Annotated in this window: 13 protein-coding genes and 1 pseudogene; 9 read left to right on the plus strand and 5 right to left on the minus strand. The window is 34.8% G+C overall.

The genetic code is table 11. The features are described from left to right. Positions 1–2 precede the first annotated feature (2 nt). The 9 genes and pseudogenes from QMG11_RS16715 to QMG11_RS20085 all read left to right on the plus strand — a co-directional run. Positions 3–140, plus strand: coding sequence for a hypothetical protein (locus QMG11_RS16715; RefSeq protein ID WP_281837464.1), 138 nt, complete (start codon positions 3–5; stop codon positions 138–140). A gap of 10 nt (positions 141–150) precedes the next feature. Further along, on the plus strand, positions 151–1,020 hold the full coding sequence (locus tag QMG11_RS16720) for an ArdC family protein (RefSeq protein ID WP_281837465.1): 870 nt from the start codon (positions 151–153) through the stop codon (positions 1,018–1,020). A 75-nt stretch (positions 1,021–1,095) separates the two neighbouring features. Beyond that, positions 1,096–1,467: a hypothetical protein gene (locus QMG11_RS16725; RefSeq protein WP_281837466.1), complete on the plus strand. Its 372-nt coding sequence runs from the start codon at positions 1,096–1,098 to the stop codon at positions 1,465–1,467. Positions 1,468–1,559: 92 nt separating this feature from the next. Further along, complete coding sequence (locus tag QMG11_RS16730; RefSeq protein ID WP_281837467.1) at positions 1,560–1,835, plus strand: DUF960 domain-containing protein; 276 nt, start codon at positions 1,560–1,562, stop codon at positions 1,833–1,835. A gap of 116 nt (positions 1,836–1,951) precedes the next feature. After that, the gene (locus QMG11_RS16735) at positions 1,952–2,305 is read left to right on the plus strand and encodes a hypothetical protein (protein ID WP_281837468.1); all 354 of its coding nucleotides are present in this window, start codon (positions 1,952–1,954) and stop codon (positions 2,303–2,305) included. A 10-nt stretch (positions 2,306–2,315) separates the two neighbouring features. Then, on the plus strand, positions 2,316–2,894 hold the full coding sequence (locus tag QMG11_RS16740) for a Rad52/Rad22 family DNA repair protein (protein WP_281837469.1): 579 nt from the start codon (positions 2,316–2,318) through the stop codon (positions 2,892–2,894). A gap of 7 nt (positions 2,895–2,901) precedes the next feature. Further along, a complete protein-coding gene (locus QMG11_RS20080; protein WP_373877242.1) occupies positions 2,902–3,102 on the plus strand; it encodes a recombinase family protein in 201 nt (66 codons plus the stop codon). Between the two features lie 86 nt (positions 3,103–3,188). After that, positions 3,189–4,034, plus strand: a complete 846-nt coding sequence (locus QMG11_RS16745) for an IS256 family transposase (RefSeq protein ID WP_281837470.1) — start codon at positions 3,189–3,191, stop codon at positions 4,032–4,034. Between the two features lie 86 nt (positions 4,035–4,120). Then, a pseudogene (locus QMG11_RS20085) lies at positions 4,121–4,348 on the plus strand (transposase); the annotation flags it as partial. Between the two features lie 386 nt (positions 4,349–4,734). Here QMG11_RS20085 and QMG11_RS16750 read toward each other — a convergent pair. From QMG11_RS16750 to QMG11_RS16770, 5 genes are all read right to left on the minus strand, one after another. Then, on the minus strand, positions 4,735–5,862 hold the full coding sequence (locus QMG11_RS16750) for an RHS repeat domain-containing protein (protein ID WP_281837471.1): 1,128 nt from the start codon (positions 5,860–5,862) through the stop codon (positions 4,735–4,737). Between the two features lie 362 nt (positions 5,863–6,224). Continuing rightward, positions 6,225–7,334 carry an RHS repeat-associated core domain-containing protein gene (locus tag QMG11_RS16755; protein WP_281837472.1) on the minus strand — a complete coding sequence of 370 codons (1,110 nt, stop codon included), beginning with the start codon at positions 7,332–7,334 and terminating at the stop codon, positions 6,225–6,227. Positions 7,335–7,350: 16 nt separating this feature from the next. Then, positions 7,351–12,564: a ZmpA/ZmpB/ZmpC family metallo-endopeptidase-related protein gene (locus QMG11_RS16760; RefSeq protein ID WP_281837473.1), complete on the minus strand. Its 5,214-nt coding sequence runs from the start codon at positions 12,562–12,564 to the stop codon at positions 7,351–7,353. A 1-nt stretch (position 12,565) separates the two neighbouring features. Continuing rightward, positions 12,566–15,457, minus strand: coding sequence for a hypothetical protein (locus QMG11_RS16765; protein WP_281837474.1), 2,892 nt, complete (start codon positions 15,455–15,457; stop codon positions 12,566–12,568). A 2-nt stretch (positions 15,458–15,459) separates the two neighbouring features. Beyond that, positions 15,460–19,032 (minus strand): hypothetical protein, encoded by a 3,573-nt coding sequence (locus QMG11_RS16770; protein ID WP_281837475.1) that lies wholly within the window; start codon positions 19,030–19,032, stop codon positions 15,460–15,462. Between the last annotated feature and the right edge of the window lie 282 nt (positions 19,033–19,314).

Below are 19,314 nucleotides of genomic sequence, written 5' to 3' on the forward strand. Positions count from 1 at the left end.
TAATGACTGAATTACAGGTATTAAGATGGTTTGAAAATCCAGAACCCCCAGAGTGTCACGAAGATACGTCTATATGCTATGGTTGTAGGTATCCTGTAGGTGAATGTGATTGCAGGGATGACTGGAAGTTAGAAGATTAAGGAGGAAGTTATGAGTAAAAAATACAGCAAAGAGGAGAAGAGGGAATACTTCAGGAAACAAATGGAAGAGCTTAAGGAAGGAATTGAGGATAAAATCACAGATTTTCTTGAAAACTCAGAGGAGCTTAAGAGTTTTATCTCATTCAGAAGGAAGCATTTCAAAAACTACAGCATTAATAACACACTTCTTATCTATAGACAGATGCCAGAAGCATCCTATGTAGCAGGCTTCTGGAAGTGGCAGGAACTGGGATATAAGGTTAAGAAGGGGAGTAAGTCTATAAGTATCCTCATTCCTATGATCCGGAAAGATGAGGAGGAAAAAGATAAGATATATGGCTTTAAGAAGGGATCGGTATTTGATGTAAGTCAGGTAGAAGCCACAAAGGGAGCTCAAGAACTTCCAAGCATCGATACCAGTATAAAGGCAACAAAGGATACTGTATTTTCCCCTGTAAGGCTCTTGGATTCTACAAAGGAATATATAGAACAGTTTTGTCCTATCATTACAGATAGAGAGCTAGGAACTGCTCTGGGAGCTACAGATGGGAAAAATATATATTTGAAGATAACAAATAACAGAGTGGATATGACAGGAGTTCTCATACATGAGTTCGCCCACTACCACAACCACTTTGGAGACAATAGAAAGGAATTAACTAAGAATCAAAAGGAGTCAGAAGCTGAGTTAACAACACTCATCTTCGGCTCCTTTTTCAATTTAAATATAGAGGGAGCATATAAGTACCTGAGCATGTATAGGAAGGATCGGAACTTAGCAGAGTGCTTTGAAAAGGCTTACAGCACGTTCATAAGTATATTAGACGGTTTTGAAGGGAAGAGAGGCTTAGAATGGATATTAAAAGGACAGGAATCATAAGAATTAAATGTATAGGTTGTCCTTGGAGTAATCTATACCCTCTTTGTCGCTTTATCTGCATTAGAAGGAGGAAAAATGGGAGTTCACCACTCAGAGTTTGAAAAGATGTTTGAAGTTCTTAAGGGGGATATCCCCATTCCATTGAAGGTAGCGGTCAAAAGATGGGAGCATATTAAGGACACCGGAGAAGAGGTTATCCAGAACTGGTTGGAAGTATTGAAAGAAAAAGCTACATCTTACATGGATGAAGGCTATTCAGTAGGTACAGCCATGATGGAAGCATGGGGTAGTTCCTATGAAGGGATCTCAGATGACAGTGAGAAGTGCTACTTTAATATAAGCGAGTTAAGAAAATCTTTCTTTGAAGGAGCCTTAGACGGACTTGAGAGCTATGAAAAATATCTTATTGCTAAAGCTGGAAGATATCTTTGTAAAGAGTGTGGTTGATTTGCACTGGATCACCTTAAAAATAAGGGGTATTGTAATAACTTCAGCATAGAAAGAGCTATAAAAGATAGATGTATCAGTGAGGAGGAGTAATGGAGAAATTTTATATAACTAAAGGGGTCTATGAAACACTGGATATGAGGATTATTACTTATATCCAAACTTTAATAAAAAGTATGGATATAGAGGTGGATTATTTACAGGTCTTTAGTATCTCTGGTAATGTGCTTATCCATACCCAGGAGGTTCCAGAGTACATTAAGGAATATACTCTGAGTAAAGAATATAGGGATGAGAAATTATTTTCTATAAAGACAGAAGAGGAAAATAGCAACTACTGGACATTGATGCTTGCCCATGAGTATTGATTATACTGATACGGTTTGTAATCATTATAAAATTATAATTGGCTATTATTGCTTATATGCATATTAAAAAAGAAGGAGTTTTTATGAATATATAGGTAACGTTTAATCCGAGAGAGATGCTAAAAAATATTGATAGAAGTATATTATGGGATTATGTAAAAGATACGATCACTGATCAAGAGAAAGAAGAAATGGGAGAAACAATTTACTCTGCTGATTCTGACACACTTTGGGAAGCCTTGGAGTTGAAGCTAGAGCAAGAACAGAAAGAGGTAGCTATCTTTGTTGGGAGTAGAGTAAAAAGTTCAGAGATTCTTAAAAGAATAGATGACGAAGAGATCTTGAGTTACATCAAGGATCAAAGTCAATATTATATTGCTGAAAGTGTAGAAGAACTCATGGAACAGATCAAAGTATCTGGTTGTATGGATGAGGTAACAGAGCTATTTGAGATGAAGTACACAGGTTAGGAGGAATAAGATGAATAAATCACCGGAAGACATAATCAAGGAGCTACAAGCTCCATTTAAAGAAAGTGACATAGATTTCAAGGTAGGAGCTACTAACAAAGAAAAGACTATGGGGTTAGCATTATTCTACGTACAGGCTAGAGCTATTCAGAGAAGACTTGATGAAGTAGTAGGTTTTATGAATTGGAAGGTGTCATACAGGGAAGTCCAAGGAGGCTTCCTTTGTTGTTTATCCCTTAGAATCAATGGAGAATGGATCACTAAGGAAGATGGAGCACAAATAACCGAGTATGAATCTGTTAAGGGTGGGATTTCCTCAGCTTTTAAAAGGGTGGCATCCAGTGGCTTTGCCATAGGGCGATATCTCTATGATGCTGAACCTTCTTGGTATCCTATACGATTACAGGGCAAAGGGTATGAGTTTACTATCAATCCCATACCTAACTTCACCAATAGGAGGGATGGTTCATCTACAATCACAAAAGATTCAACTAAACCAGAAAATAAGCTAGAGAAAGCAAGGTTAATGCAGGTCACCTTTGGAAAGTATAATGGAAAGGCAGATAAAAAATCTAATGAATTATCATAAGCAAATTATGATCCACCATGAAGCTTTTACTGGGACTACTCATAGTAGGCCTGATTGGATTAAGCTCCAAAGAAAGCTGAAGAAAGAAGATACTTTAGTATTTGACAGTGTCAGTAGAATGAGCAGAGACTCTAAAGAAGGGACTAAGAAATATTTTCATCTAAGGGAAAATGGAATCAATCTTGTCTTCCTGAAGGAGAGTCGGTAGTGTAAATATTTTTGTGTATTTAGAGATCCTTCTCTTGATTATTGAGTAATACTGTTGCATTAAGGTGGTCAAGGGAGGTTTTTTATATGAGTAGAAAAGCTAAAAATGTTAATCCTTTGGTTAAAAAGATCTTTCGGGAAAATGATATCCAGAATATTGCTGATGCACAGTCTCTTATGAAGGATATGTTTAAAGATCTGGTTTCTCTTATGCTGGAGGCTGAAATGGAGGAGACTCTAGGTTATTCTAAATATGAGAGAAACGATGCTGCAGATAACTCTAGAAATGGCTATAACGATAAGAAGATAAAAACCAGTTTAGGAGAAGTAGAGCTTGATATCCCGCGTGACCGAAAGGGAACCTTCGAGCCTCAGGTTGTCCCTAAATATTCCCGTGATATCTCGGATATAAAAGACAAGATAATATCCATGTATGGACGTGGTATGTCCACCACAGATATTAATGATCATCTGGAAGAAATCTATGGTATGAGCTTTTCTCCTACCCAGATAAGCAGGATAACCGATAAAGTAATGGAAGAAGCTAACCAGTGGAAATCAAGACCACTAAAAGTCTGCTACTCCTTTGTTTTTCTAGATGGGATTCACTTCAATGTTAAAACCAATGGAAAGGTAACCAATAAAGCTGCATACATAATTGTAGGAACAGATCTGGAAGGGAAGAAAGATATATTAAGCATAACCGTGGGGGAAAATGAGAGTTCCAAGTTCTGGCTTAAAGAAATAGATTCCCTTAGATCCAGAGGCGTAGAAGAGATCTTCATTACTTCTGTGGATGGCTTACCTGGATTCAAGGAAGCTATCAAGGCGATCTATCCTGATACAAAGGTACGGAGGTGTATCGTACACCAGATTAGAAACACTCTAAGGTTTCTTAATTACAAGGAGAGGAAGATCTTTGCTCAGGAGTAAAAAGAAGTTTACAGAGTACATGACGCTAAATCTGACTTTAGTTCACTGGAAAGACTAAATAATCAGTATCCTAATACTCCCCAGCGTTTAAATCCTGGTATGATAACTGGAATGAGTTAAGCCACCTTTTCGAGTATCCTCAGGAGATCAGGAAGATAATCTATACCACGAATACCATAGAAAGCATAAACAGTCAATTTAGAAAGGTTAGCCGCTCTAAGGCAATATTTCCAACAGATGACTCCCTTCAGAAGATCCTTTGTCTAGCTTCAAAAAACATGCTGAAAAAGTGGACTCAGAAGATCAGAGGGTGAGAAAAGATACTCAGAATGCTTGTAGTGATTTATCCTGAAAAGATGGATAAATATTTAATTTAAAAGGAGCTCCAGCTGGAGCTCCCATTAATGGCTAGGAATCTAATTTACACGTAATTTGGGAAAGACCCAGAGATTTTGTCAGAGAAAGAAACTTTAAATCTATCAAAGATATTTATAATGACACTATCGTTTTCATCAATCTCCAACAGTGGTAGGCGTTCTAATCCATGTATATAGTTCATGAGTATTTCCTATGATTTTTGTTAACTTAGTATTTATTTCATTATGAGTTAATACTTTGCCAGATAGACTGATAAAATTAAGTAGCCAAATACGGGCTACCTTACTTTATTTTCCATTTGAATATTGGCTTTTATATTTTTCTATATTGGAAGTTCAGGATCTTGACTAAATTCGTTAACTGTATTTTGTGGGTGTCTCGCATAAAATTCTCCCCGTTGAATAAATCCATGAGGAGCATTAAAATCAATGTCAGGATACAAGGTTGTTAAAGAGTGACTTCTCCCAGCAGAAAGAAACATAGTTTTTCCTTTTATTGCAGGCACAAGTGAGGCGTACATAAATTCCATATTTGTAAATTGTCGAGACGTTGGTCCAGCTCCAGGATGTACTGCCCCAATCCTTACGCCCTCTCTGTAGGTTTCTATTTCAAAATCATCTAGAATAAATCCTATCTGTTTACTATCGTGCATAGCTCTAAAAATTCCTGAATTATTTACATTATTTTGGGTCTGACGATAGTTAACAAAAGTCTCGTCTAAATACCCACTTTCTTCGTATCCTCCAATCAAACTTTCATCATCTAAAGCGTCATCAAGGCCTAATAATAAATTTTCAGAACTCTCTAATCTATTCATATCCCCTGGAACTGAAGTGGAGTTTTGTCTTTGTAACTTTAAATGTTCTTCATATCTATTTGTAAAGACATTTTTTACTCCAGATATTGACGGCTGTGACTCCTCTTGAAGCCTTCTTTCTATTCTTCTATTTATTCTTCTTCCCTCTCTCCAAGCTCCAAACTTTTCAAACTTTCCTCGCAACCATCCTCTAAGTCCTTTTCCATCAAGGTCTACAAAGTTAATCGGATTATCTCCTACATAAACATATGGAGAAAATCCTTCCCTTTTTGGATCCAAGCTATCAAATCTTCCAATTTCAGGATCATACACCCTCGCCAGATAGTTATATTTTTCCACCTCTTCGTCCCATTCCTGTCCCATATATCTATACCTTATTGAATCTAGACTTCTTTCTGGTTCAGCTTTTGTAACAGTTTTACCAAAGTCCCCATAGTGAAACTCACCAACTTTTTCTGTAGTTTCATCTATGACAACTCTTGTTGACCCCAAGTGATCCTTTAACAGATAACTTTCTGAATCCTCCCCCTCTATACAGAGAAGTTCACCATCATCAAAGATATTTACAATGACACTGTCGTTTTCATCAATCTCCAACAGTGGTAGGCGTTCTAATCCATGTATATAGTTCATGAGTATTTCCTCCTATAAAAATGATTTTTGTTAACTTAGTATTTATTTCATTATAAGTTAATACTTTGCCAGATAGGCTGCTAAAGTAAGGCAGCAAATACGGGCTACCTTACTTTATTTTTCATATTTTGGGTTCGAAGATAATTACCAAAAGTCTCGTCTAAATACCCACTTTCTTCGTATTCTCCAAAAACTATCCCGGACATTTTGGTAAGTTTCCAAAGTCTATTTTAATCCATTCTTTATATTCTGGTTGACTAGCATATTTTTTAATTGCAATTTCTTTATTATGTGTAACTGATACCCAAGATGAATCTGTTTTCCCAGCCACATGTTGAAACAAGGTTATCTGCACTCTCGCTTTAAATTAAGGTCTTTACTTTTCTAAAGGAACTAGTTCCGAACACTTCTTTTATTTTAATTCTTGTATAATCTTTACTCTTTTGAATATTAGTTATTTCAAATAAGGTATCAGGAGCAAATAATACTTCATTTTCTCCTTGTTGATGCCCGCGGTCTTTTAATAAGGAAATATTTACTCCAGTGCTTGACTCTATTTGAAACATAATTCCTTTATCTTGTTTTGAAAAACAAGAAGCCGAAGCAGATTCAGGGGAAGCAAAGTTTTTAGCAGTTTCCTCTTGAAGAGAGGTAGATAAAAAACCTCTATTAGATACAATATCCCCTACAGTATAACTTCTTATTTCATTGTATAGTTTAGACTTTTTATTTATATGTGCACCTCTATAAAGAGGATCTCTTATTGGAGTTTCTTTTCTTAGGACATTACTTATTATAGTTGTTGCTTCTGTTGGATTTTCTAAAAAACCTCGAATATTTTTTGAAGTTTCTGATAGCTCCGTCTGATCTCCTGTTAAAATACTATTTCCAATAGCTTGCCCACCTACTTGATATTTTTTCCACCTTTCAAACAAATCACTAGGTATTTCTTTAGTCCCCCGAAGAAAATCATTAACTAAATTATCCCCGATATGTTGATAAAAACTTATGGCATCATACTCAATTTTTGTTAATACTCTTCCATCAGGATCTACAAAGTTTATCGGATTATTCTCTACATATACATAGGGGCTGAATCCTTGTCTTGCAGGGTCGGGGTTGTTAAATCTTCCAGTTACAGGATCATACTCCCTCGCCAGATAGTTATATTTCTCCACCTCTTCGTCCCATTCTTGTCCTGTATATCTGTACCTTATTGAATCTAGACTTCTTCCTGGTTCAGCTTTTGTAACAGTTTTACCAAAATCCCCATAGTAAAACTCACCAACTTTTTCTGTAGTTTCATCTATGACAACTCTTGTTGACCCCAAGTGATCCTTTAACAGATAACTTTCTGAATCCTCCTCCTCTATACAGAGGAGTTCACCATCATCAAAGATATTTACAATGACACTGCCGTTTTCATCAATCTCCAACAGTGGTAGACGTTCTAATCCGTGTATATAGTTCATAATCATCCTGCCTTCCCTATTTACTAAAGTGTTTTAATTGTGGAAGTTTCCCATCTTCTATAATCCATGTATCTTTATCCCAATCCTTATAATTATTTGCATCTACTATTTCAGAATCATCACAAGCCCCAACCCTATAAGAATCATTTTTATCTGCTCTGCCAGGCTTCTTGGTTACATTCCACCAAACACTGCTTACTTTATCAGGATCTATATATTGAGCTATTGTTCCTAATTGTGGATTATTATCATGATAATTCTCATTAATTAATTCTGTGTTAAAAAAGCAGTCGTTTATATAAAGAGGTTCATCTATATCTATTTTTGTTACAGCTCCCGCCATATATAAATGACGTATGTTACCGGCATTATGAATTTCCTCCTCTATATTTCCTTTCACATAAGAATTAGAAATGTGAGGGGGACGATAAGCCCTACCGAGCATACCTGCTATATAGTACACAGCATACTGTGCACGGGTATTTCCGTAAGTTCCTGTTAGTATATTTTGTTCTATACCGCATTCTGTAATGGTCGTTCCTGAGCTATAAGCATATCCAATTAGTCCCCCTACTGATACACCGTTAGTGTAAACACTAATATCATGACAAAAACACTTAATCTGCATATCTAACATTATTTTATTTAACTTTACTTCGCCTTCAGAAGAAAACCCTATTAAACCTCCTATGGAGTAATAAGCGTTATTATAAATATCATAAAGACTTACCTCCATACGTCCAGTGAGTTTAATGTTATTAATAAAAATATCTCCTACAGATTCGGCGCTTATAGATCCAAAATTATTACCCTTATATTCGTATTTATCTCCGATGGAGTGTGCAATATCAACGTCTTGAAACATAATATTTTCTATCGTTGCGCCATTTATTTTTTTAAATAATGGGACCTTTAGGTTGATTAGACTTTTACAATCTCCATTCAATATTCCTTTAAATTCATCTGAAATTGTATTAAAACTAGTCATATCTATACTGTTGACTAATTTATATACACCATCGGGATTATCTGAAATTCCTTCTAGCTCTTTTAAATTGGAGATTAAGATGTAGTCTATGACCGAAGTTAGGTGAAGGGTTTCCAAGCCTAATTCATAATTAGAGTTAGTTGATATTGATATCTCATTTTGAAAAACACCTTCTTCTGCAAGAGCAAAGTCAATATTTTCAGATTTCACTGTTCCTAAAATAGTAATTTCTGCTGTTGTTTTCCCAGGAATATCAACAATCAACTCTTCTTCGTCTAAAGATATGTCATTCCTTACATTTTCTGCACCTGTTACACTGGATATTATTGAGGAAAATACCTTTATATTCTTTAGATTCAACTTACCAATGGCATCCCTTACTTTTATATTCGTAGCTGGAGTTATACTATTGTTTTTTACAGAAATCACATATTCTATCTTATCCCTATACCAAAATTTTATCTCTATTGGATTAATGGTTAGCTCTAAATCATGTAAATCACCCACTGTAAAGTTACAAAGTACGGACCCTAAACCTCTATCAAATATTAATACTTCGTTTTTATAGGCCTCTCCTTCTACAAGAGTCAAATCACCACCTTCAGATTTCACTGTCCCTGAAACGGTAATTTCTGCTGTTGTTTTTTTAGGGATATCAATTATCAGCTCCTCTCCGTCCAATGATATATCTCCCCTTACATTTTCTGCACCTGTTGCGATAAATGCTATTGATGTAAATATTCCTACTCCTTCTTTATTTATCTTACCAATGGTATCTCTTACTCTTATATCTCTAATAATATTATCAGAATTATTTTGAATAAAGATTTTATACTTCATACTACTTCCATATTTAAAATTAAAATCAGTCGTACCAGCACCTAATTTTAATTTTGACACTTCTTTTACATAAAAGTCTGTAAATTTTTCTTCTTCAATATCATTTAGTGCTAATTCCACATCTTTTAGTGTTGACTCTAGGGTATTAACTTCCATTTCAGAACTCTTAGAGTCTAATTTTATGTTCTTAACAGTTGCTTCCGTGTCATCCAGTACTAATTTTAAATCCTTCAATATTAGCTTGGAACTCTCAGAGTCAGAGTTTATATCCTCCAATATGAGTTTTCCACTCCTAGTATAGACTAATTTTTTATTTGAATATTCTATTGTGTAAGAACCCTTACCGTTCGATATACCTTGAAATATATCTCCTGTGCCCTCTCCTATATCAAAAATTTCATTCCCTTTAACCTTCCAATATTTATTTGTTGCTCTATTCCTTACCATGTAATTATTAGAATAAATATGAATTACTTCATATTTAGTATCGTTATCTCCTATTTTATATTTACTATTATTGTCCCTTATTATATAAGGGGCACTTGAATCAGTGGTACTTGAATCACTTGTCACATATCCCTCCGTATCAACAGGTTTGAGATAACGAGATGCTATTCTCTGTTTACTTATTCTTTTTCCTAGCCCATCATATTCAAGTCTAACCCCTTCCCCTTCTTCATCTCGTACTGCACTTAAAACTCTTCCTGTTAAAGAGTCCCTTGTAAAGGTAATGGAGGTTCCATCCTCCATGTCCATGGAAGTGATAGCCCCAAATTTATCATAGAGATGGATTGGTCTTTCTCCCATCATTTTAAGTCTGTTGTTCCCCTCTTCATATGTATAATTCTTTTCGTTTTCATCACAAGTTACAGACTGAATATTTCCATTTTCATCATACCTATATGCTGTAATAGAGTCGATAACTTTGAGATTTGGATATTCTCCATCCTTCAATTTCCAATCAAATGAATCCCAGCCGCTATCTAGATAGGTTTTGCTAGTTTGAAGCTCTACAGTTGGTTTCCCAACTCCATTTTTAGTTCCTGGCAAGAGAGTGGAATCATAAAACGAGTTGTTACTTGGTGAACTTGGGCCATCTATCACCCTCCAGAGGCCTCTTGCATCTCCACCTGTTAATATTCCAAGGCAATTTTTGATAGGATTATTTCCAGAAATTCTTCCAGCAATAAGTCCCCTCTCTCCTGCTGTCATTTTACCAGAAAACTTACAATCTTCAACTCGTGAATCTCCTTCAATTGCCGATACTACTCCCCCACAGGAATGGTCTTGTATAATATCTGTATGAGTCAGATTATCTACTTGACACCTTTTTATAAGCGAACTATCTTCAGATTGTCCTACTATTCCAGCATAAGATTTTCCGGCTTGTAACTCTAAATCTTTTATATGAATATCTAATAATTTTCCATTACCAGTAAGAGTGGCCCCTATTGGTGCAACCATATGTTTCCCTGTTACTCTAATGTTTTTCAGTTTAAGAGTTTTTACTGTCCCTGAAATTTCTAAAAATATGCCTCCAGTATGCTCAAGAGTATTTTGTTTATCATTTAAAATATATAGATTTTTGATTGTATACCCTTGTCCATCTAAAATTCCTGTAAATTTATCTCGGATAGTTTTAAAATTAAAGTCGGACATATCTATATCTCTTACTATCTTATAGTTTCCACCTGGATCATCTTCAATTTTTTGAAATTCTTCTGGAGTTTCAATTGGAGTATAACTTTCAAGTCCATCCTCTAAAGCTTTTGATGTGCGACTTTCTGTTATTCTTCCAAGGTAGTCATAGTCGTAAGAACTCTCTAGCCTTCTTCCACCATTATACATGGTCCCTTCAAACTCTGTTGCTGTAATATAGCCTATCCTATATGGAGCTTCATAGGATAGCTTCTCTGAGAAGTACTTTTCATCCCTGGCGATATTTGAGTATTCCTTATTCATAAGCCTCCCCTGGAAGTCATACTCTCTTGTTTCTTTAACCTTTTGATTATTAAGCTTTCTTTCAATTAACTGTCCCTCTTGGTTATAGATATAATTAGTCGCATACACCCTACCACCTGTGTCTGCTACTCTATTCTTTCTTCCAAGGTAGTCATAGTCATACTTAACACTTTTAATATAATCATTTGAAGGGTTTTTAGGGTAATTGATCAAAACAGGGTCTCCAAAATTATTATAACTATATCCTACGGTTTTTATTTCTTCACTGGTATCATCCTTCTTCAACCCTATCTTTTCAATTCTTCCCTTCTCATCATACCTGTTATAGATGGCAGTGATTAAACCACCTTTTACATCTCTGTGGCTGATCTTGGTCAGCCTTCCTCTCATTCTTTTTATATTGGTATTTAGATGTAATAAAATTTCTGGATAATGCCCATTTCTGAGCAGCCATATATTTTTACTCCATCCTGCTTCTAAAAAGGTATTTGGATCCATTAATTCAGTAGAAGTTTTACCAACTAATTCGTCGCTTACTAGTGATGAAGATGGGTATAAGTCCTTATTCCAGAAACACTTTGACCAATGAACATTTTCTTGAAGTGTATCATTTTGTCCTACAAACGGATTAGCATATTCATCTAAGTTGGAGCTACTTTCCAAATTTACGTAACAATTTGTAAAATTTATGTTACCAAGCCTACGTGTCAAGCCTATGAATCCTCCTTTATAGAAAGTGTCCTTTGCTTGAATAGAGGTTATATGCTTCATATTCGAGTAGCTATTCTTAAAAGTTAAAGTAGATAAAGTATGAGCACTTCCCACTGACCCTCCAAATCCAATAAATAAGCTACCTGAATTATCAAGACTAGCATCTAGCACCCCCTTAAACGAACTTTCCGTCTGAGTAAAAGTAAGGCTATGATCAGGATATAAAGTTCTTCCTAATATCCCCCCTACTACGAGCAGTCTAATACTGGAGCTTGAGACTTTAAAATCTATCTCTATACTTGACCTCTCTATAACAAAAGATTTTTTTGCAGCGGTTGTCAGCCCTCCTAAAGTTAACTCCAAGTTAGAGAAGCTTTCATCATTTATCCTTAGATCTATTTTACTTTTTCTGATATTTACATTACGATACACTATTTTTGTTGCATAATTACAAATAAGAGACATGCGACTCGCTTCATCTTCTCTAATCAAATTTATATTCTCAAAATTTATATTTTTAACCTCAGAATCTTCTCCTACGATAAAAATAGAGTTACTTAAAGTTAGGTTTTTTATCGTATGCCCTTGGCCGTCTAATACTATTGGTGCGAAATAGATTGAAGTGAAATTATCAACGTTTGAAAAATCTAGATCACAGAGAAGTTTGTAGCAAAAATTACCTTCTATAGCCTGAAACTCTTCTACAGAACTTATGGTTTTATATATCATCCTATTCCTCCTTTTCGTAGTCAAACCCTAGAATATAATCGCATTGATCGTATTCATATTTTGTTAAGTAATATCCCTCATCATCTGCCGGGTACAAAATATTATTGGCCTTTACCAGTATTTCATCAATATTGGTTTCCACATCCCCGATCTCTCCAGAATTTAAAATTCCAATTTCAATAATCCTTCCAACCTCATCATACTTTAGGTACTTCCATTGTCTCTCTCCGCTAGTATCTAAACAATTATTTGAAAACCTTACCTTTCCGTGATTGTCCTTTATTATCCAGCTTTTCCCATCTATGTCAGGCTCTACAACAGAACAAACCCTTCCATATCCATCTAGAAACTCCATTCTTATATTTTGTGTACCTATTGGTAACACTTCATTGATAATCCTTTTATTTTGATCGTCATAGTTATATCCATATTTACTGGTAATGGAATCTGAGTTAGATACCCATTTATGTCCTATTGGCTTTCCTGAAGCATCGGTCAATGCAAGAGAATATACCTCTCTCCTCTCTTGGAATCTATCTTTTATACTTACCCCGCTATAATCATTAGCGTAATTGGTAAGTTCTAACTCTTGTATGAAGTTAGACAAATTAGAATCTTCATTAGGATTCCGCTCTACTTCCTTCAGATAACTATTTTCGCTAGAGGAATAAGGAAACTCATATGGCTGGCCTGGATATACCGTCTCCTCCTTTATTCTGTTATTTGGGTCGTTTTTCGATCTTATGTATGCAAATTTAGAGTCTTCACTAAATCCTAACCCTTCAAAATACTCTCTTACATAGCAATTTGATGCCACTTCGCCGTTGCTGTTGATATCAATAAACTTTTTGGTTTTCAGGTTATCTAAGTACTCAAAATAAAAATGATCTTCAAACTCTCCAACACCAGGGGTAACTTTTACGACCTTACTGATCATACTTAAATTTCCACCTGTATCATAGATGGCTTCATTAACTATGGTTGTAAATTGATCACCATCCAGAAATAAATTGTGATTTTGAACAGGTCTTCCCACACTATCCAGATAAGAAACCGAAATTATCGGATTTAAACAACACCAGGCATCTTCTAAGTTCAAGTTGTTATAGCTTGATATCTTCATTTTAGATATTTCATTAAAGTCATAATTTAGATTTTTAGTATAGCTCAGCTTTCCATTTAAAAAAATTAACAATAAGTTTTTGACTACAGCTATCTCCCACTGTTTATGGAGATAAACTCCGTCTAGGATAGGGACTTTGTTTCCGTTAAGTTCCAGAAAGTATCTCCCAAAAACTTTTTCTTCCCCTTTAAAAGACAATTGCTCAAAAGAGAAGATAAGTTCATGCTGAGTATCTGGATTTGAGGTATTTACTGTTATCTTGATCCCTTTTTCCTCATCAAAATAATCGGTTTTTATAAATCCATTTAAATAAATTCCTTCTACATCTCTTGAAGGATCATCCGTTAAGGTTACCTCTCTTAACTGCCCGACCTTTAAAAAGTTTAAGTCATTAAATGAAATACTACGTACAGAGTTTCTCTTTGCGTTATTACTATCTTCTTCCAGCCTTTCTTCAACATCAAGATATGAATATCCGTTAAACCTTTTAAATTGATAAATTTTGAAAGGTTCATTGAATAACTCTTTTTCATAAACATCTTCAGTGTAGAATCCCTCTATTGACTTTTTATATGAATTTTCTAAGAAACTCTTGCAAATTTGAGGAGTCAGCTCTAAGGTTTGAGTCCCTAAATCATTTGTATAGGTCTTCACTAGGTAATTCGAATGGATGGGAGCTATACATATTAGATCAAGCTTTGCATCCCTTGGAAATTTTATCTCTAGATCTTCGCCTCCCAAAATAGCCTCTTCAAAATATGTCCAAGAATTATCCGTCATAATATTCCTGAGTACGGTACCATCTCTTTTTATTTCTATAAAATCATTTGATTTTATAAATCCAAAAATTACGTACTCCACATCACCTATTAAAAAATTTGCATCAATCTTTAATGAAAATTCGCCAGTTCTAGAGGTCAAGCAGTTATTTTTCCCTTTGGATTTTAGGTCAGCTGAAACTACCTCAACATCACCTTCTATTTCCCAACCAAACTCTCTACTGTTATTTATATCACTTGATTTCTCATATTTAGCAAACCCCATATAACTTGCATCATTCAAAGATAAACCATTAAATTCCGCCAAGACTTTTCTTTGGTCTTTGCACCATATTTTTTTTTGGTACATCTTTAATGGGATCTCGTCCTTAAATAACCCCCCTATGTACTCTAAGAGAATTTCACCACGACTTCCTCTCTCAGTGACACCATGATAATTTTCCCACTCATCATTCCAATTTTCCGGAGTTGTTTTTTTTGACTTGAGAGTACTCTGATAATATTTTTTTGAGCCATCACCATATTGATACCTATTCCCTTTAACAATTTTAGGACTCTCATTCCCATCATCACTTATCCCCTCTTCAAGCTTTTCTTCATACCTTTGAGATAATTGATTGTTTCTTTCAAATTCGCTAGCTAAAGGAGCCCCCTCCCAGGCATAGGTGACTTCCTTACTGGTATATACTTCTTTCAATTCATTACCTGTGTATTCTTTAAATCTTTTTTTTGTTTTTTTAAGCTGATACTTTTCATTGTAGTTATAACTTGTTGTTAACAAACAAGAGTCTTTTTTTTGCACATTTTTGACTGTTAAGGGGATACATCTATTAGTATCACTATCCACCTTAATTCCCGAATCTCTTCTTTCTGCATATCCAAGGGTATCCCCATAGGAGCTTGAGCTTCTTCGAGAGTCTGTAGCCCAGATCTTTACTTTTTCATAATTTTTTCCCGAAAAAAGATTAATCTTATCACAAATCCTTTCCATAACTATTCCACCTCCATAAGCTCATACTCATTGTTTGAAGTATAAAATGATCTATAATCTATATTAAGCAAATTTGAATCATGATACTCATATCTATTAGTAACTTTGTCATATAAAAACCCACTCGCAGACAAACAAACATCCCTACCAGGTATACTGCTGTACTGATAATTAACAAGTGATTCAAGCTCATCTACTATACGTATAGAGCTGCCTATCCTGAAATCCTTGATATCTCCTGAACACTTACCTTGGGTATCTCTCATTATCCAATAAGGCTGAGCAATTACTTTCTCGTCATCAAGGTTTTCGGGTATCTCTCTGTTGTTTAGTGAGATTATTGAAGAATTACCGCTCTTTACTAAGCTACCATACTCTCCAAATATCAGAGGAATTTCACCTATTCCTTCCTTTCTAAGGTCTCCAAGTATATTTCCATCTATAACTCTGGAATAAAGATTCACCTTCTGACTCTCCTCATTCAATACCAAAAAAGGAATAACATTTTCTTCTGTAGATGCATAGCTTCTAACTATATTTCCCCCTGTATTACTGTCCAACTGACCTCCAATGGTCTTAATACTTCCATCTGAATCCATGAAAAGAACACTGTTTCCATTAACGATATATTGGCCCTGTTTCGCACTACTGCCATAATAAGTATGTAAACGATTTTTGATTTCTCTCATAATAGCATCTGATATACACAAATTTGTTAATTCTTCTACAGCCTGTAAAAGTACGAAAGGAAGTGCTGCAACAGGGTCCAACATAATAAAAGCACTAGTTAAGACATAATCTATAATTTTTTCTGCTAAGTGAACCCCGTTCTCTATAGATTCAAGATATTTCTGTTTTTGAGATTTATAATTTTTAGCCAGGGGAAGGTTAGCGCCAAGCAATTCTCTTCTAAAGGTAGAAGTTCCTTCATCCCACACTAAATACATAACGTCTTTAGTATAGATACTTTCCTCATTTCCATTTATATCCACGTTAGCCGATTTTGCAAAAACTCCCTCTTCTACAATTGAAAAATCAACCGTTCCTTTATTTTTAAAGTTATTGTGAAAGGTCTCTGGATCTTCAAGCTTAACCCAGTTATTAGCAGCATTGCAGACATAACCAAAAACCTTTGTATTTACATTTCGATTTTCATTGTGCTCTTTATAAGAAAGCTCATTATCATAATAACTTAGACCAGGATCGTGCGCTCCAGCTAACGTATATGACAGTAAAATAAGCTCATTTGTTGCCACCGCTGAAAAATTCATTAACCACGGAACGTACGGTAAATATCTTTGTTTCACGTCCCATTGGCCTTCCTCTAAATTAAACTCCTTTTGAATAGGGTGTTCTTCAAATGTCATACTCTCTTTATCGTATATGTAAAATTGGCTTAACTGATAAGGGCGGTGCTTGTTAAGCCTATAGTTATAATTTCCAAAGATGGAGTCCGCCGCCGCTAGTCCCACTGTTTTATATTTAATTTCAATGTATGAGTCGAATATATTTATCACACTATCTAGATCAAGGTCTATGTCATCATTAGTATTAGCTTTCTTAGTGATAGCAGCACCGTATGTAAGGAATAGATTCTCCCCCATTAACTCATCAACCTTATCTTTAAAAGTTGACCCGTATCTACTAAATGGATTTGGCTGAAGCTCTATTTCAAAGCTATCAATCTTTCCCATGATAAGTGTAACCCTTACCTGCTTCCAGTAATCGTCAGGAGTTCCACTTTTATTGGCGTCTTCTGTATTTAATTTGCTTATAACAACTAAATCATCTTTAATTGAGACATTAAAAAGAGATCTGGTGTGTTCAGTAGTCGTAGCATCACTAAATGGAAAGTATTTTTTTGGGATTTCTTTTTCAAATTTACGACCTATATCCCACTTCTTCATTTCCTTATCTTTCTTTATAACGAATAGTTTACCTTCTTCATTTTTATGCTCTCCTTTATGGAAAAAAGTCGCTATATAGTCTTGGCTCATTGCAACACCTAGAGCTTTAAAACCACCTGGAGAATCAAGGCTATCTACCTCATACCACCTATTACTGTTATTCTCGTCTAAATTATAAATTTTAATCCTATTGTTGTAGTCTATAAAAATTATATCTTCATACATGGCGGAAAAATTTCCAGAGGTTAGATAATCGTAATCTTCAGTTGTACGACTTAATTCCATCTCCCTCCATCCCTTATCTGTCCAATAGTGAAGTCTCAGTATGCTGATATTATTGGCATTTTTCCCAGATACCAGTATATAGTTAGCAGTTATGAAAGATTTGATATTTTTCAACTTCCAAGTTTCGTCCGTAGCATGAAGCTTGATTTCTGAAGACGCTTCTTCATATGTATATTTAAGCTTGTAGCCCATGGGATAGGTTATACTTTTTAGGGCACCTGGAGCTATTTTATATTCGTTACCCTCCCCATCTATGCTACTGATATATTCAAATTCATAAGGGGGCTCATCTTCCACCCTGTTATTTAAAATGCTTTTTATAGCCACCAAACATCTTTTGGTATTATATGTTATTCCCACAGAGCCTGCTGTATTGTAAAACTCTGTTTCCAACTTTTTGGTTTTAGAAAATTCAGGCGTTATCAATGAAATTTTATCAACCCTTAATTTGTCAACTTGTTCTTGCTTCCCATCAGGTTCATTGGTAATTTCCCAACTATCATGTACCTCGTTTTCCTTCCCTGTATATTCAAATAAAATCTTGTTTCCATTGGCATTTGAAATCTTGTATAAATAGGATCCCATGGTAAATTTACTTCCTCTTTCACCAACTCTCTGGAGTTCATTCAAATAGTAAAATTTTGTTCTATTTTCATGTTCATCTTCTATTGCCGAAAGGTTCCATGACTTTTCGAGCCTTTGTTGATTAGTAGAGTCTTTTGTAAGAAGAATCGAATAGTTATCATTTTTAGTTTCCCAATATACAGCATACTCTTTACTTCCGGTTCCTATATCGTTTAACTCATGACCTCCTCCTATTCTTTTATTTATAATTTTTAATTGCTTACTATTGTTTGTAAAATCTCTGCTTCTAGCCTCTTCATCTAGACCATCATCTAGGCCAAAGAAATAACTGTGCCCATTTGTTTCTATAACTTCCCAATATCCTTCGTTAGCACTTGTCATCCACTTATATATCTTAAGATTTTTATTGTCTCTTGTGGTATAAACTCTTTTTTCTAAAATACCAGGCCTTAACATTTCTGGCGACTTCTCTTTAAATATGAGATGATAAGATCTTCCTCCAAACATCAAAAGGTTCACTTCAAGTTTTAAGTTTTTTGATGGATGGATATTTAACACTCTATTTTCTGTATTTATACTCCATCCCATTCCGATAAGGCCCGATGTCCAGGTTTTATTCCACTTTCCAAAAGCCTCCTTTGTAAGTTGATCATACCTGTAATTTAAAACTAAATCATAGCTAGGACTTACTCCTGATAGATTAAATAATGGAATATTAAAATTTAATTTCCCACTACTTAAGTCGATATTAGGATCTTCTATTCCACCGTTTTTTAAAAATTCTGCTGTATACTTCATCATTTTCCCCCTTTATCTTTTTAATTCTAATTAAAAAAATATAAGCTAGTTGATTCACTCAACTTACTTTAAGATTAATCCCGTTAAAAATTGAGTAAAAAGAATTCTTTTATTCAATTCTAAATTGCAGTGGCTACTTGATTTTGTGTTAACCTTATAGGCTGTTGCAAAAGTATTGTATAATTTTCAATATTGCAATGGCCTTTTCTATTGTAAATAATAATATCTTTAAACTAACATTAAAAAACTTCCTGCTTAGCCCTCTAACTCTATGATTATCAA

It is taken from the genome of Propionigenium maris DSM 9537 (genome assembly GCF_027925155.1).
Lineage (GTDB): Bacteria > Fusobacteriota > Fusobacteriia > Fusobacteriales > Fusobacteriaceae > Propionigenium > Propionigenium maris.